The 15159-nt window shown below is 49.6% G+C and carries 12 protein-coding genes and 1 other RNA gene; 11 read left to right on the plus strand and 2 right to left on the minus strand.

The genetic code is table 11. The annotated features are described in order from the left end of the window. Nucleotides 1-4: 4 nt before the first annotated feature. A complete protein-coding gene (locus C0068_RS02985; protein WP_103683007.1) occupies nt 5-1375 on the minus strand; it encodes a sodium-dependent transporter in 1371 nt (456 codons plus the stop codon). 88 nt (nt 1376-1463) lie between these two features. On the opposite strand from C0068_RS02985, the gene smpB reads away from it, so the two are divergent. The 3 genes from smpB to C0068_RS03000 are packed head-to-tail and all read left to right on the plus strand — an operon-like array spanning nt 1464 to nt 3118. After that, a complete protein-coding gene (gene smpB, locus C0068_RS02990; RefSeq protein WP_103683008.1) occupies nt 1464-1940 on the plus strand; it encodes an SsrA-binding protein SmpB in 477 nt (158 codons plus the stop codon). 23 nt (nt 1941-1963) lie between these two features. Then, complete coding sequence (locus tag C0068_RS02995) at nt 1964-2461, plus strand: SixA phosphatase family protein (protein WP_103683009.1); 498 nt, start codon at nt 1964-1966, stop codon at nt 2459-2461. A gap of 33 nt (nt 2462-2494) precedes the next feature. Beyond that, on the plus strand, nt 2495-3118 hold the full coding sequence (locus tag C0068_RS03000) for a class I SAM-dependent methyltransferase (RefSeq protein WP_103683010.1): 624 nt from the start codon (nt 2495-2497) through the stop codon (nt 3116-3118). A 3-nt stretch (nt 3119-3121) separates the two neighbouring features. Here the strand turns inward: C0068_RS03000 and ppk1 are convergent, their stop codons facing one another. Beyond that, nucleotides 3122-5251 (minus strand): polyphosphate kinase 1, encoded by a 2130-nt coding sequence (gene ppk1, locus C0068_RS03005; protein ID WP_103683011.1) that lies wholly within the window; start codon nt 5249-5251, stop codon nt 3122-3124. Between the two features lie 143 nt (nt 5252-5394). Between ppk1 and ppx the strand changes: the two genes are divergently transcribed. The 8 genes from ppx to hsdR all read left to right on the plus strand — a co-directional run bounded on the left by ppx (nt 5395) and on the right by hsdR (nt 15088). After that, a complete protein-coding gene (gene ppx, locus C0068_RS03010) occupies nt 5395-6894 on the plus strand; it encodes an exopolyphosphatase (RefSeq protein WP_103683012.1) in 1500 nt (499 codons plus the stop codon). Between the two features lie 52 nt (nt 6895-6946). Beyond that, nucleotides 6947-7309: a transfer-messenger RNA gene (gene ssrA, locus C0068_RS03015) on the plus strand. Between the two features lie 164 nt (nt 7310-7473). Continuing rightward, nucleotides 7474-8691 (plus strand): tyrosine-type recombinase/integrase, encoded by a 1218-nt coding sequence (locus tag C0068_RS03020; protein WP_103683013.1) that lies wholly within the window; start codon nt 7474-7476, stop codon nt 8689-8691. Nucleotides 8692-8859: 168 nt separating this feature from the next. After that, nucleotides 8860-9768: a hypothetical protein gene (locus tag C0068_RS03025; protein ID WP_103683014.1), complete on the plus strand. Its 909-nt coding sequence runs from the start codon at nt 8860-8862 to the stop codon at nt 9766-9768. Between the two features lie 128 nt (nt 9769-9896). Next, a complete protein-coding gene (locus tag C0068_RS03030) occupies nt 9897-10103 on the plus strand; it encodes a helix-turn-helix transcriptional regulator (RefSeq protein WP_103683015.1) in 207 nt (68 codons plus the stop codon). A gap of 7 nt (nt 10104-10110) precedes the next feature. Next, nucleotides 10111-10950: a hypothetical protein gene (locus tag C0068_RS03035; RefSeq protein ID WP_103683016.1), complete on the plus strand. Its 840-nt coding sequence runs from the start codon at nt 10111-10113 to the stop codon at nt 10948-10950. A 217-nt stretch (nt 10951-11167) separates the two neighbouring features. Continuing rightward, nucleotides 11168-11467 (plus strand): hypothetical protein, encoded by a 300-nt coding sequence (locus C0068_RS03040; RefSeq protein ID WP_146047829.1) that lies wholly within the window; start codon nt 11168-11170, stop codon nt 11465-11467. 111 nt (nt 11468-11578) lie between these two features. Then, nucleotides 11579-15088 (plus strand): type I restriction-modification system endonuclease, encoded by a 3510-nt coding sequence (hsdR, locus tag C0068_RS03045; RefSeq protein ID WP_103683018.1) that lies wholly within the window; start codon nt 11579-11581, stop codon nt 15086-15088. Nucleotides 15089-15159: the final 71 nt, after the last annotated feature.

The raw sequence follows: 15159 nt of genomic DNA on the forward strand, positions 1-15159 counted from the left end.
AAACTCAACTGCTAACACGCAAATACAAGCCAATGATTAACACAGCCAACACAGCTGGCGGCGCAATATACCGCAACAAGGCCTGCCAAAGCCAAAAAAATGCCCCTTCAAACCAGCCATCTCGCACACCATACACCGATTTCGGCACTCGCCAAGCGGCAAATAACACAAAGCCAAATACGCACATTGGCAGAAAAACATTGGCCGCTAAAATATCTAGCCACTCCATAAAACTGCGGGAAAACCAGTGCAAGCCGGTATCTGGCATCATTGACGATATCGACAAATCACCCAGTACAAATACCAGGCCACCCACCATCAACGCCGCCAACCAACGCTGTACCGCCCAGCGCTCTACCAAATACGCTACCACCGGTTCCATCAAGGCAACCACCGTGGTTAATGACAAAATAAATAACAATAAATAGAAGGCTGTGCCAGCAATGTCGCCAAACACAAGATTGCCAAAGGAAAAAGGCAGACTGATAAATAGCAGCGCATGACCCGAACCAGAGACAATATGCTGATCAAACACCAGCGCTAAAATTGCCACACCGGCAATAATCAACACCGCCGTATCAAATACCGCCAAAGCAATAAGCTGACGACTCACCGAACGCCCCGAGGGAAAATACGCCCCGTAGGCCATCAAGGCGCCAGTGCCAATACTTAGCGTATAAAATGCGTGCTGCAAAGCCGAAAAGCCACCCCGCCACGTTAAGTCTTCTAGCCGCATATCAAACATCCAACTTAGCGCCGAAGGAAAATCCCCCAACGCATAGCCGTAATAAAGCAGCCCCAGCAAGACGAGCAATAGCACCGGCAACACAATCCGCAGCACCGCAGCCATGCCCTTCACAACATTCAAGGCTGACAGGGCAACGGCCATGACCAAAAATATCTGCTGCCACAAGCTCATAAGATCTGCGCTTGCTAATAAGCCTTGAAACTCCTTGGCGACAACATCCAAACTGGCCGCCTCTAGCGTGCCGAGCGCCATTTTACTCACATAGGCTAATAGCCAGCCGGACACGACCGAATAAATTGCAGCCAATAATAATGCCGCGACACAGGCGAACTGGGTGACTAATGACCAGTATTTGCTGGCCTTGGAATAATGCGCTAACTGGTCAATGGCATGCACGGGGTTACCGCGGGCGCGCACAGCAATACGCACCTCGGCAACCGCAATGGGCAACATAATAAGAAACAAACAGGCTATATAGGCAATAAGATAGGCACCACCGCCATTTTGACCGAGCTCCTGTGGTGTCCTCCAGAAATTCCCCAGACTCACCACCAATCCAGTGGCGGCAGCAAGGAAAGTCCAACGGCTAGACCAAATTCCCTGTATTTTTCTTTTTTGTAAAGCCATACGTCGGCAACATCAATTTCAGCAAAGCAGACGTCTTTTTACCTGAGCCCAATAGGTTTTGCCAGCAACTCCCTCTATAATCGCCCCCATGAGCAAAAACAAATCAAAAAACACCAGCGGCACGATCGCCCAAAACAAAAAGGCGCGTCACGACTACAGCCTCACCGACAAATTTGAAGCCGGCATTGTGCTTCGCGGCTGGGAGGTCAAAAGTCTTCGCCAAGGCAAAATTCAAATTACGGACACCTATGTCATCTTAAAAGATGGCGAGGCGTTTCTGCTTGGCTGCAATATCACGCCCCTACTCAGCGTGTCGACGCATTACGTGACAGACCCAACCCGCACCCGCAAACTCTTGCTACATGCCAAAGAACTCAGCAAACTACAGGAGGCCGTTCAGCAAAAAGGCTACACCTGTGTATGCACGGCGCTGTACTGGAAAAAGCACTTAATTAAAGCGGAAATTTGTTTGGCCAAGGGCAAGCAAGATCACGACAAACGTGAAACCGAGAAAAACCGTGATTGGGAACGACAAAAAATGCGCATTGTGCGCGATCATAACTAAGACGAGCTAAACGCCACTCGACCATGAAAACTCTCTATTTACTGCGTCACGCTAAATCCGACTGGAATGATGATCAACTAACGGACGCAGATCGCCCGATCACCAAGCGGGGTAAACGGGACTGCCAACTGGTCGCAGCAGAACTTCAGCGCAGCGGGCGCCGTTTCAAATACGTGTATTGCAGCACCGCAAAACGCGCGCAAGAAACACTCAAGCGCTTTCAAGGTGACTCTGATGTGTTTGACGATGCCGAGATTATCCATGAAAACGCGGTATACACCTTCGAAGCAGCAAAATTGCTCGCATGGTTAAAAGAACTTCCGCAATCCCAAGACAGCGCCGTGGTAATCGGACACAACCCCGCCCTAGCCGAACTCGCCAACTATTTATACGATGGCAAGCTAGGTCATGTTGGCACATGCACCTTCATGGAATTAGAAATTAACATTGAATACTGGGATCAACTCCGAGCCGATAGCGCGAAACTTACCGACATTATTCGCCCCAAGCAATTTCGTTAATTCGCACACTGCGACAAAGGATAATCACCGACAATGACCGCGCACTCGGCATTAAAAGATATCAGCATTGTTAACGACGTACTCATCCTCAAAAAAAATCACAAACTTATTCGCCGCATGCAAAACGCCCTGCCAGGGCCGGAAATTCATGGCTACCAAGTTTGGGGCTCGTCATTTTTGATCATGGATTACTTGCTGGAAAACCCGCCTAAGAAGAAATCGAAAATAACTGAAATTGGCTGCGGCTGGGGAATTTTAGGAATTTCCTGTGCCCAGCACTTTAAAGCAAAAGTTACAGCGGTAGACGCCGACGAACACGTGTTTCCCTATCTCGACGCCCACGCCCTACTAAACGACGTTAAAATCACCACCCGCACAGCGCGTTACGAACACCTAAAAGCCGCTGACCTAAAAGGTCATAGCCACATGCTAGGCGGTGATATCTGCTTTTGGGACAATTTAGTAAAGCCACTATTCTCTGCAATCGAAGCCGCCCGCGAAGCCGGTGTCGGCACCATTATTATCGCCGATCCGGGGCGCCCGCCTTTCCATAAATTAGCCAAGCGCTGCCAAAAAGCCTTTGGCGCTGAACTCATCACCAGAGAGATCAGCACCCCCAAAAAGCTAAGCGGCGAATTACTGATTATTTCTCAGTAAATATTATTTTTTGGCTTTCGACTTTACCGCTTTAAGCTTCAATCTAGACCTGTAGTCCAACTTCGCCATGCGCGGCAATTTACCCGTGCTCAAATATTTATGAGTCAGTAATTGCGAGCGAACTTTCGCTGAACTCTTCTTTCTTGGTCTAAATGTATTGCTTTGCGAGGCGTCAATAATTCGCGCTTTTACGTTATCAGCCCACTGCAAATCAATAATAGCCTGCAGGGTTTCCTGCAAGGGTTTGCTGTATATCGGGCAGGTTACTTCCACTCGGAAGTCGATATTGCGCGTCATCAAATCTGCCGACGAAATAAAATAACGCGGTTCGCCGCTATTATGAAAAACATAAATCCGTGGATGCTCCAAAAAACCATCCACAATACTTATGGCTTCAATATTTTCACTTAGGCCTTTTACCCCAGGCACCAAAGAACACATACCGCGTACAATCAACCTTACCGGCACACCCGCCGAACTCGCCTCGTATAATTTATCGATCAATTCACGGTCGACCAAATTATTGCACTTCAGCGTTATACCGCACTCCCGCCCCTTACTTCCCTGCCGTATTTCATGTTCGACCAAGGCCAGCAAGCGCTCACGACTATTTAAAGGCGACACGCCAAGATGCTTAAATTCGTGTCGCTTATAGTTGTAGGCAATAAAATCAAAAACCTTGGCAACCTCGTCACCAAGCGCCTGATCATAGGTGAGCAAGCTAAAGTCGGTGTATACCGTCGCGGTTTTTTCGTTGAAATTTCCGGTACCAATATGCGAATAATATTTTTGAACACTGCCTTCCTGACGCACAATAGAAATCAATTTACTGTGCACTTTTAAACCAGGCACTCCCAGAATCACATTCACACCACCATCGGTAAGACGTTGCGACAAGGCAATATTTGCCTCTTCGTCAAAGCGTGCTTGCAACTCAACCACCACCGTCACTTCTTTGTGATTCGCCACCGCATTTAGCAAGGCATCGACCACATGGGAGTTAGAAGCCACCCGATAAAGGCTGGCCTTAATGCTTTTAACCGCAGGATCAATCGCGGCAGTTTTAAGCAGATCAGTGAGGTAATTAAAACTGTGGTAAGGGTAATGCAATAAAACATCCTGCTCGCGCAGGCAACTTAAAATATTTTGCGCCTTATCAATAGCCGGCACAGGGATTACCGGTAGCTGCTTATTATCTAAATACGCAGGGCCCAAATTTGGGAAGCGCATAAAATCCTTTGAGTTATGATAGCGGCCACCGGGAATCATAGAGTCCAAGCGACCCAAACCTAAACGCCTGACCAAATAATCCAGCAAGTCATTGGGCATGGCACTGTCGTACACAAAGCGAACCGGATCACCTTTTTTGCGGCGCTTTAAGCTCTGCGTCATTTTTTCTACAAAGGTGTGCGTGACCTCTTCACCTAGTTCCAAGTCCGCATCGCGGGTAAGTTTTATGGTGTAAGCGGAGGCCTCATCCATCGGAAAAATACCGCGAAAAACCTCAGGCAAACACACCCGAATCATGTTCTCTAAAGCAATAAGAACCTTGCCGCGCTTGCCCTTACGGCCGGGAATACGGATGAAACGGTCTAGTCTCGTAGTGGGAATTTCTAGCAGCGCGAAACGCGTCTGCTGTTCGCTACTCAGCTTTATGGCCAAATAAATCGAGGCATCATTTAATTCGGGAATGGGGTTCGCATCATCCAATACAATCGGCACCAACTCCTGCTGAATATGTGAATGGAAGTAGCCCCGCACAAATGCCGTTTGCGTCTCGTCTAACTGGCGCTCATTAATTAAGTATATCTTGCGGCGCTGCAGCTCTTTTAAGTTTTCTCGGTACATGGCATCAAAGCGATGCTGCAACTTAAGAACAGATTGGCGAATTTCCTCCAATAGCGCCTTATACTCCTCCTGCTTAGACGGCGGTGAAAACGCCGCAAGACGCCGCACATCCGCCACCCGTACTCGGAAAAATTCGTCGAGGTTATTTGAGAAAATACCAAGATAGCGAATCCGCTGTATCACCGGCACCTCTGGGTCTGCAGCCTCTTGCAGTACCCGCTCATTAAAAGAGAGCCAACTCAATTCTTTAGCAATCCACGCCGTTCCTTCGCTCTGCCCGCTCATCACCAATCCCATTTCTTAAAAGTGTAATAAAAACTACACGCCAGCTTAATAAAGAATGATGTCATTAATATGACACATTTAAGCAGTCGATTTTGCTCTGTCCAGCCGATACACTAAACCCTCACCAAGGAATTTTTATTACAATGGCTCAAAATAGTGACTCTTACGCGGCCCTCGACCTGGGCTCCAATAGCTTCCACCTACTTATTGCTAGCTTCCATGAAGATAAACTCCGCGTCATAGATCGCCATAAAGACATGGTTAGACTAGCCGCCGGTTTAGACGATGACGGCCGCCTAAGCGACACCGCGCAAGAACGCGCCCTAGAAAGCCTCGCCAAAATGGCAGATCGCCTGCGCGGCGTGCCCCGCCGGCAAATTCGCGTTGTCGGCACCAACACTCTTCGCGCAGCAACAAATGCCAACGAGTTTATGGCGAAAGCCGAAACCGTGCTTGGCCTGCCCATTAACATCATCTCTGGCACAGAAGAGGCCCGCCTCGTCTACCTCGGCGTCGCCAATGATTTTGCACCAGAAAAGCAGCGCCGCTTGGTCATCGACATTGGCGGAGGATCAACCGAACTCGTCATTGGCACCAACACACCGCGCCAATTAGAAAGCCTACCAATGGGCTGCGTGAGCTTTAGCATGCGCTATTTTAAAAATGGCGACATCAGCGAAAAAGCCTTTAAAAAAGCAGTTAACGCCGCAAGACAAATGATAGGCCCCTACGTTGAACCCTTCCGCGCCCAATGGGACGAAGCCGTTGGCTCCTCAGGTACCATCCGTAGCATCGGCAAAATACTGGCAGAACAGCAATTCAGCGAAGCCGGTTATATCTCGGCCGACGGCCTAGAAAAGCTCAAAGACCAAGTAATAGCTACAGACAACAGCCGTAACCTAAATATCCCCGGCCTCAGCGATGACCGCAAAGAAGTTTTCGTAGGCGGCTTTGCCGTGCTCTACGCACTTTTCCAAGAGCTAGACATGCAGGGCTTACACGTTTCTGCCTACGCCATTCGCGAAGGTATTGTTCACGACCTTGCCGGTCGCCTGCACCATCGCGACAAACGCGAAGACACGATCAAACAATTTATTATTCAATACGGCATCGACGGCGCCCAAGGCGATCGCATAGCAGAACTATGTACACGCCTTTTACCCGCCGTCACCCAACACCTAAGCACACCAGAACAAGAGGCAGAAGCCCTGTTGCGCTGGGCAGCGCAACTACACGAACTCGGCCTCGCCATCGCCCACGGCGGCTACCACAAACACGGCGCCTACATTCTTGGTAATGCCGACATGCCAGGATTCTCTCGACAGGAGCAAGCGCGCCTTAGCTTTTTAGTCGCCAATCATCGTCGCAAACCTAAGCAACCAAGCACACAAACCTACGGCATTACCGCCGACTGGCCACTAATCTGCATACTGCGTCTTGCCTGCATTTTCTACCGCCGTCGCCAACCCAAAAAACTGCCCGATGCCATTAGTCTTAACAGCCCCCAAGCAGACCAGCTAATCCTCTCGATACCGGAGGACTGGCTCAATATGAACCCGCTCATTGCCGCCGACTTAGAAGATGAAGCAGAACTACTTAATAAGTCACTAAACATCACTCTCAGCATCGAACGTAAAAACTAAGCAGGCAAAGCCACTGGCCGCAAGCAGCGCAAAGCGTTACACTTACCGGTCTGGGGCCGATTTGGATTCGACGCCGGTTACAACGCTCTGAGGTGCATGCCGTGATGACAGCCAATCACGTAAATCCAAAGCTGTAAACCTAATAGTTGCCAACGACGACAACTACGCTCTAGCCGCTTAAACCCCGGTTAGCGGTCGCTACCAGATGCTTGTAAATGGGACGCGACCGTCATATAGAACAAGCTAGCGAGTAAGGTTTGTCTGAGACCGAGCCGCGAAACACCTAATCAGAATCGCCAATAACGTCCTGACCGTCGGGCTGTTTGCGGCTAAATCAATTGACGGAGACCAAGCATGTGAAGAGCCCTGAGTGGCGGACTGACGGACGCGGGTTCAATTCCCGCCGGCTCCACCAAAACATCTTCCAAGGGAGACCACGGAAGGCCCAGAACCCCAGTAAATCTGGGGTTTTTTGTGCCTGCACCGTCCACGGTGGGCTGGGGGCATCTATTGCCTTCCAGCATACTATGGGGGCACAATTGGGGGCATAAACGGATTTAACAAAACAGGTGCCCCCAAATGCCGCTAACAGATACCGCAGCAAAACAAGCCAAGCCTAAAGACAAAACCTACCGCCTTAGCGATGAAAAAGGCATGTACTTGGAAGTCACGCCAAAAGGACAAAAATACTGGCGCATGAAGTACCGCATAGGCAAACAAGAAAAACGGCTTTCTATCGGCGTGTACCCCACCACCTCACTCAAGAAAGCCCGCCAGATTCGCGAACAAGCCCGGCAACAGCTTCTCGACGGTATCGACCCATCCGCACTGAAGCAAGCCAAAAAACTTGCCAGCGAATCAGCCTCAGAGAGCAGTTTCAAAGTTGTTGCTCTTGAATGGTTCTCAAAACAGAAGCCTACCTGGTCGGAGAACCACTGGACAAAAGTTGAACGAATGATGACCAAGGACCTCTTTCCCTACCTAGGTACTCGCCCACTTAAAGAAATCACACCACCTGAACTACTAGCTGTACTCCGCAAGATTGAAAGCCGCGGCGCTTTAGAATCTGCAAAACGAACAAAGCAGATAGCCGGGCAAATATTTCGCTACGGCGTAGCAACAGGTCGCTGCGAGCGTGATGCATCCCAAGACCTTACTGGCGCCCTAGCCAACCCCATAAAACAACACCGCGCGGCGATCACTGACCCAAAAGCTGTAGGCCCACTTCTCAACGCCCTTGATGGTTATCAGGGCACCGCGGTAGTTAAGGCAGCACTTCGCCTCGCACCACTAACCTTTGTTCGCCCAGGAGAGCTACGAAAAGCCAAATGGGCCGACATTGATTTTGAAAAAGCAGAATGGCGCTATTACGTCACCAAAACTAAGTCTGACCATATCGTACCACTCTCGAATCAAGCAATTGCCATACTAAGAGATATTCAACCCCTTACCTGCAACAGCGAATATGTCTTTCCCGGCGCAAGAACACTGAGCCGCCCTATGAGTGACAACGCGGTGCTATCAGCAATGCGACGCATGGGGATAGGTAAAGACGAAATGTGCGGCCATGGCTTCCGTGCTATGGCACGCACGATAATGGACGAAGAGTTAAATATTCGGCCGGACTGGCTAGAACAGCAGTTAGCCCACGCAGTTAAGGACGTGCACGGCAGAGCCTACAACCGGACAGCCCACTTACTAGAACGTAAAAAAATGATGCAAATTTGGGCGGACTATCTAGACAATTTAAAAATACAAGCTGACGACACCAATGTAATCACTGCAAGATTCGGCTAGTGCAGCCCCCAAGCAAGGAGAGCTTTTTGAAGGATGCTTACTACGCTAGAACAATCGAAGTAGAGCAATGAACCGAATGATCTATAGTAAAATAAAAATTACTACCGATTACCCACAGGGATATAGGCCCGCATCGGGTCTCGCAATAGAAACAATAAAACGGTAATCATGGACTACACTCTAAGAATTTCAAGCGCCCATCAAGTAATGCGTACATTCGATATGCTAAAAAATCTTGAGCAGCCAGACAATTTAGACCGAAAAGACATATTTCGTAACTTCCAGGATGATGTAGACGCAAATATTGCGCTAAGGCGATGCTCTCACTCAACAGACTATATAGAGCGAATTCTCGCAGGATTAGTAGACATTGCGACCCTAGGTTATCACCAGCCGTTTAAAACAGTCACTGACGAAGAATTAGCACAATACCGACTTGACGCATCTAAACTTCATGAGCTAATAAAAAAAGGTAATCTTGAATCAATGCATAGATTATTAACTAGCTCGCGCAATGCAATACTTTCTAGAAATAAAGGAATTATTAATGAACTTTCAGAAAACCAATATTTTGCGCGAGCTCACTCCAACTTTCTTAGAAAGCAATACAAAATAAGGTTCTACCATACAGGAGAATTTACCGATGATGAACTTTTAGAAGAGGTGCTATTTAGGTTTTGCTATATAGCAATAGATGGACTGGCACTAGTAGATCAACTCAAAAATCCGGCAAAAGAGTATCCGATCACACAAAAGGCGATGCGATTAGCTAGGCAATTGCAGCAGGAGCTTGAAGGGATACAGGGACCCAAGTTATTTAACGAGTACTTGACTCAGCTTATAGATCCCAATTCCAAACGAACCCGCTGGCGAATTCCACACACCGCAAATGAAAAAAGACAATTAATTTTACGAAAATTAGGGCGAAGTCTTAGCAACTATTTTCTAATTTCTGGAACAAAGAAAGGAAGACCCTCACCAGATGTAGTGATGGATCTACTAATGCTCTGTGGCTACGAAATAGATTTGCGCCAAGCCAATCGCTTATTAGCCATACTAGACCGAAAAGAGATATGACATATTAATCGATTTTCGCATCCCCCCTGACATGTCATCCCGTTTAAATTCCTACATACTAAATCCATAACCTCACCTTCAAATCCGTGATGTCATAGGACCTCCTACAACACCGCGGAGCACCAAGCATGACAGAGCAGATCCGAGAAACACTTTTACGCCGCAAGCAAATAGAGGCCTGTACTGGCCTATCCCGCAGCACAATTTACGCCCTAATAAGCGAGGGTAAATTCCCCAAACCAATACCACTAACTAGTCGAACAGTTGCTTGGACACAAAGTAGCATCGACCAATGGATTGCCGGGCGCATTGCCGCCGCGAAAGCCAAAACCTAAAGTCGACATGACGTTGCTAGGCAGGCTCCTTGCGCGAGCCGATCATATTGAGATCTCAAATGGCAGGTTAATTATCTCACCGGCAAGCGGGAAGCCAGTACCTACTTTGTGGCTGAAGAAAAACCAGGTACAGCTTCTACGCGAGATTGCGATTTGCACCGACTCCAATCTATTTTCATACGATAGCTACTCAACAGGACGCTACTCAGTTAGCGAAAAATCCTCAGTTAAGTCCGCCGGAGTAACGTTGAGCTACTACGCGATACGATCTGATGAATTCGTGTATGTAACCTTCAATGCAGAGCTACACCGCAAGCGCACAACAAAAGGGGGCAAGCAGGGCTCCCCGCTCCCACCCGGTCAGTTCAGAGTAACCAATCGACATAAGTTTCTCCGCTACTGGGACAATACCGGAATCGAAAGGCCGCTACGACTCTCATCCTTTCACGACTGCATGGGCAAGCTTCGCGACGTCGTTATGACCGCTGAGTTCCAAAAAGCAAAACGACTAAATAAAGACACCATTTGCCCAGCGGAGATAACCTCCACCCAACTCCGACAGGCATTAGGATTATCAGGCAATATCCAGACAAATCCCCTACAAACACCTGACAACTACCATACAACATTACCCGACAAGGATGTCGCGCAAAGCCACGTCACGAAAGGCTTTCATGACAATGAAAGTACGTGGCCCATTTACCGAGTACCAAGTAATCAAGGAGGCAAGTATATAAGTGATGTTAAGCCTGTAATGCAGAGGACTTCAGACCCGGCAAATCAAACCCATGAAGAATGGCTTGCCGAGTATGAAGCCGAGAGCAAGGCCTCTGATACCGCCCAATAAACATCCATTACACGACTAGTATATTGGAGCCCCAATACCGCATTTTTTACCTATAATTTCACTACTATTTTACAATACCAAACCAATACCAATTACAGGCACCAAAGACCTTTAGTAGCCATAGTGATCGCCTATACGAACATTTCACCGCACCCGCATTTCAGTAAGCAATGTATTGATGTACCGTTACAGGCAAGCCAACTCATTCGAGGTAATCATGAAATCCAAAATGGAATTCACAGAAGAGCTCCAACGACAAATCACTCGCATATGCCGTGCATCAAAAGAAGGTTACAAAACCTCTGCTGTAGACCGACACCGACTGGAAGGGTTTATTCATGCCGGTGTATTTCTCGGCTTAACGACAAATGCAGCAGCCAAAAATTTACTTGAAAGCACTTACCTTGCAATCACCGGTGAAACGCTCAATCAAGCGAGTACAAAACCCAATGAAACAATGTCGGTAGACCTACCAAACTATGAACGATTCGACACGCCCACCTACTTACGAAAATAAGCATTTGCCGTCTGAAGCGCCAGTGCTATACATTAGCTACAGCGGTGGACCTTATATTTAGTCCAAACAGGAATATGGACACACATAACAATCATAAGCATTGAGGGAACAATGGCGACAAACACCAACCAAGGACAGGAAAGCAACTTCGCCTTTCTTAGCGAACACGACCCCATCCTAATTCAGCTCGCCACCACTGCTGAAAACGCCTTCTATGCCGACCCCAATACCACGCTAATTAAACTACGTCAGTTTGGCGAAGCCCTCGCTCAAGATGTATCGCTGCGGGCCGGCATCGACTTTGACGATACCACCAGCCAAGCTGACCTACTCTATCGTTTGAATCGCGACATTAGCCTAGAACCCGATGTACGCAATCTCTTCCATGTACTACGCATCGAGGGCAATAAGGCCACTCACCAATTCCAAACCCAGCACAGAGAAGCGATGCAGGGCTTAAAGGTCGCTCGGCAGCTCGCTATTTGGTATCACAAGTCCTTTGGCAAGCAAGGCAGCACATTTAAAGCTGGCGCTTTTATAGCGCCGCAGGACCCAAGCCTGAAGCTCCGAGAGCTGCAAACACACATCGACCAGCTCAATGCTGAACTAAGTAGCAAAGCTGGTCAGCAAGAAGTAGAACAGCAACGTGACGCCCTGCTAGAGCAGGAGAAAGCCGAATACCAGCAGCTTGCCGAACTAATGGACGAAGAAGCCCAGCAGTTTAAACAGCAGGCCCAGGCAGCGGAACAGGCGCTTGCCGCACAGAAGGCAAAGTTTGAAGCGCAGATCACCGCACTAAAACAACAGCTCGTCAGCAACGCCGCACCAATAGAAAAACAGCGCCAGTCAGTTCTCAACAAAACCCAATCTGCCAGCAAAACACTGGTGCTCGATGAAGAGCTCACTCGGGTATTTATCGACCAGCTCTTGATCGATGCTGGCTGGGAGGCAGACACCCAAGAACTTACCTACAAATCTGGCGCCCGCCCCGAAAAAGGCAAGAACAAAGCCATTGCCGAATGGCCAACCCAGACTGGCCCCGCTGACTACATGCTATTCGCTGGACTGACGCCCATCGCCGTTGTAGAAGCCAAACGCGAAAACAAAAACGTTGCGGGCATGATTCCCCAAGCCGAGCGCTACGCCAAGGGCTTTAAGCCCGACGCCACGGTAACGCCAGCATGGCAACTCGCGGGCCGCACAATTGCGTGGCCAGACGAGAGCGACGGCCATTATCAGATTCCCTTTGTGTACTCCTGCAATGGCCGCGAATACATCAAACAACTGAAAGAACAGTCTGGCACATGGTTTCGGGATGTACGAGAAACCAGCAATCTTAGCCGCGCACTGCAAAGCTTTCACAGCCCCTCAGGCCTTTTGGATTTACTCGCCAGAGATAAAGAAAAAGCCCAGCAATTATTACAGGGGGAAGGCTTCGCCTATCTGCGCCTGCGCGACTATCAAGAAAAAGCCATTGTCGCCGTTGAATCCGCCCTAGAACGCGATCAGCGCGAATGCCTGCTCGCGATGGCAACCGGTACCGGTAAAACCCACACTATCATTGGTTTGATGTACCGTTTTCTCAAAGCAGAGCGCTTCAAACGTATTCTTTTCTTAGTCGATCGCAGTGCACTGGGCCAGCAGGCTATCGACGCATTCAATGAAGCGCCGCTGGAGCAGAACCAGCCCCTCAGCAAAATCTACAACATAAAAAAACTGGGTGACATGGCTGCCGAGGCGGAGACCCGCATTCAGGTGGCCACGGTGCAAGCAATGGTGAAGCGGATATTTATGTCCGACACCCCACCACCGGTTGACCAGTTCGACTGCATCATCATTGACGAAGCGCATCGCGGCTATACCCTCGACCAAGAGATGACCGAAGGTGAACTCGCCCTGCGTGACACCAGCCAATACCTGTCGAGCTACCGCCGCGTATTAGATTACTTCGATGCGATCAAGGTCGGGCTCACCGCCACCCCCGCCAAACACACCAGCGATATTTTCGGCAAACCGGTCTACACCTACTCCTACCGCGAAGCCGTCGCCGACGACTGGCTAATCGACCACGAGCCGCCAATCCGTTATGAAACCTTACTCAGCCAGAACGGCATTCAGTTTGAAAAAGGCGACACCGTTAGCGCAATCAACACCGCCACCGGCGAAGTAGAAGCTTCTGAATTAGAAGACGACTTAGGGTTTGAGGTCGACGCATTTAATCGTGGCGTGATTAGCGAGAACTTCAACAACGTCATCTGCCAACAGCTAGTACAAGAGCTCGACCCCTTTGGCGACGAAAAGACCCTGATCTTCTGCGCCACCGACTTGCATGCCGACATGGTCAAACGCCTGCTGGATGAGGCCTTTGTAGACATTTACAACGGCGACTACCCCCAAGCCGCCGTCGCCAAAATCACCGGCCAAAGCGACAAAGTCGACCAACTCATTCGCCGCTACAAAAACGAACGCTACCCCAATATCGCGATAACCGTCGATTTGCTCACCACCGGCATCGACGTGCCCAAGATCGCCCACTTGGTGTTTATGCGCCGAGTGCGCTCACGCATTCTTTACGAGCAAATGGTCGGCCGCGCGACTCGCCGCTGCGACGACATTGGCAAGACCGTGTTTCGCATATACGACCCCGTTGGTATCTATGCTGCGCTACAGGAGGTTTCTACCATGAAGCCGCTGGTGCGCAACCCCAACATCACCCTCGAACAACTCTGCGACGAACTGACCGACCCAGACAAACTAGAACAAAGTCTGAATGCCCCCGGCGAAGCCCACGACAGCAGCCACGCTGACACCGTTTTGAGCCAGCTCGGCCAAAAGGTCATGCAAGTGCTGCGCAAGGCCGAAAAGAAAGCAGAGAACAATCCGCAGGTGCGCCAAAAGCTAGATGAGCTGCAATACAGCTGGGGCGTTGAACCCGCCAAGCTACACCAGCACCTGCACAGCCTCGGCCCCAAACAAGCTGCCAGCTTTCTTAATCAGCACAGCGGGTTTATAGACCAGCTCGCCCAAGTAAAAGCGATTATGGGCAGTGAGCGCATGCCAGTAATTTCGGAGCACGAAGACGAGCTACGAGTGCGGGAGCAAAACTACGGGGTGTACGACAAACCCCAAGACTACCTCGACAGCTTCAATCAGTTTATTCGCCAGCAGCTCAATGACTCGGCCGCCCTCAGCGCCGTGGTTAACCGGCCCCGCGACCTGACCCGCCAGCAGCTCAAAGACATTCGCCTGCTCTTAGACAGCAACGGTTTTAGCGAAGCCACACTGCAATCGGCATGGCGACAGCAAACCAACCAAGACATTGCCGCCAGTATCATCGGCCACATTCGCCGCGCCGCCATCGGCGAAGCCATGATTCCCTTTGAGCAGCGGGTACAAAAAACAGTGGAGAAAATACTTAGCCAACACAGCTGGACACCACCCCAGCGCAATTGGCTGACTCGGCTTGGCAAACAACTCACCCACGAAATTATCATCAACCGCGACACCATAAACCAGATTCCCGCCTTTCCGGGTGGCGCTAAGCAACTCGACAAAGCGCTTGGCAACCAACTCGATACCGTACTCGACGCCATTAACGACGCGTTGTGGGCAGCGTCTTAATTCACAGGAAAACAGCACATGTATAGAAAACGCGATTTTTTATGCACGTCGACAGAACGTGTACATTTTTT

It is taken from the genome of Zhongshania marina (assembly GCF_002915595.1).
Lineage (GTDB): Bacteria > Pseudomonadota > Gammaproteobacteria > Pseudomonadales > Spongiibacteraceae > Spongiibacter > Spongiibacter marinus_B.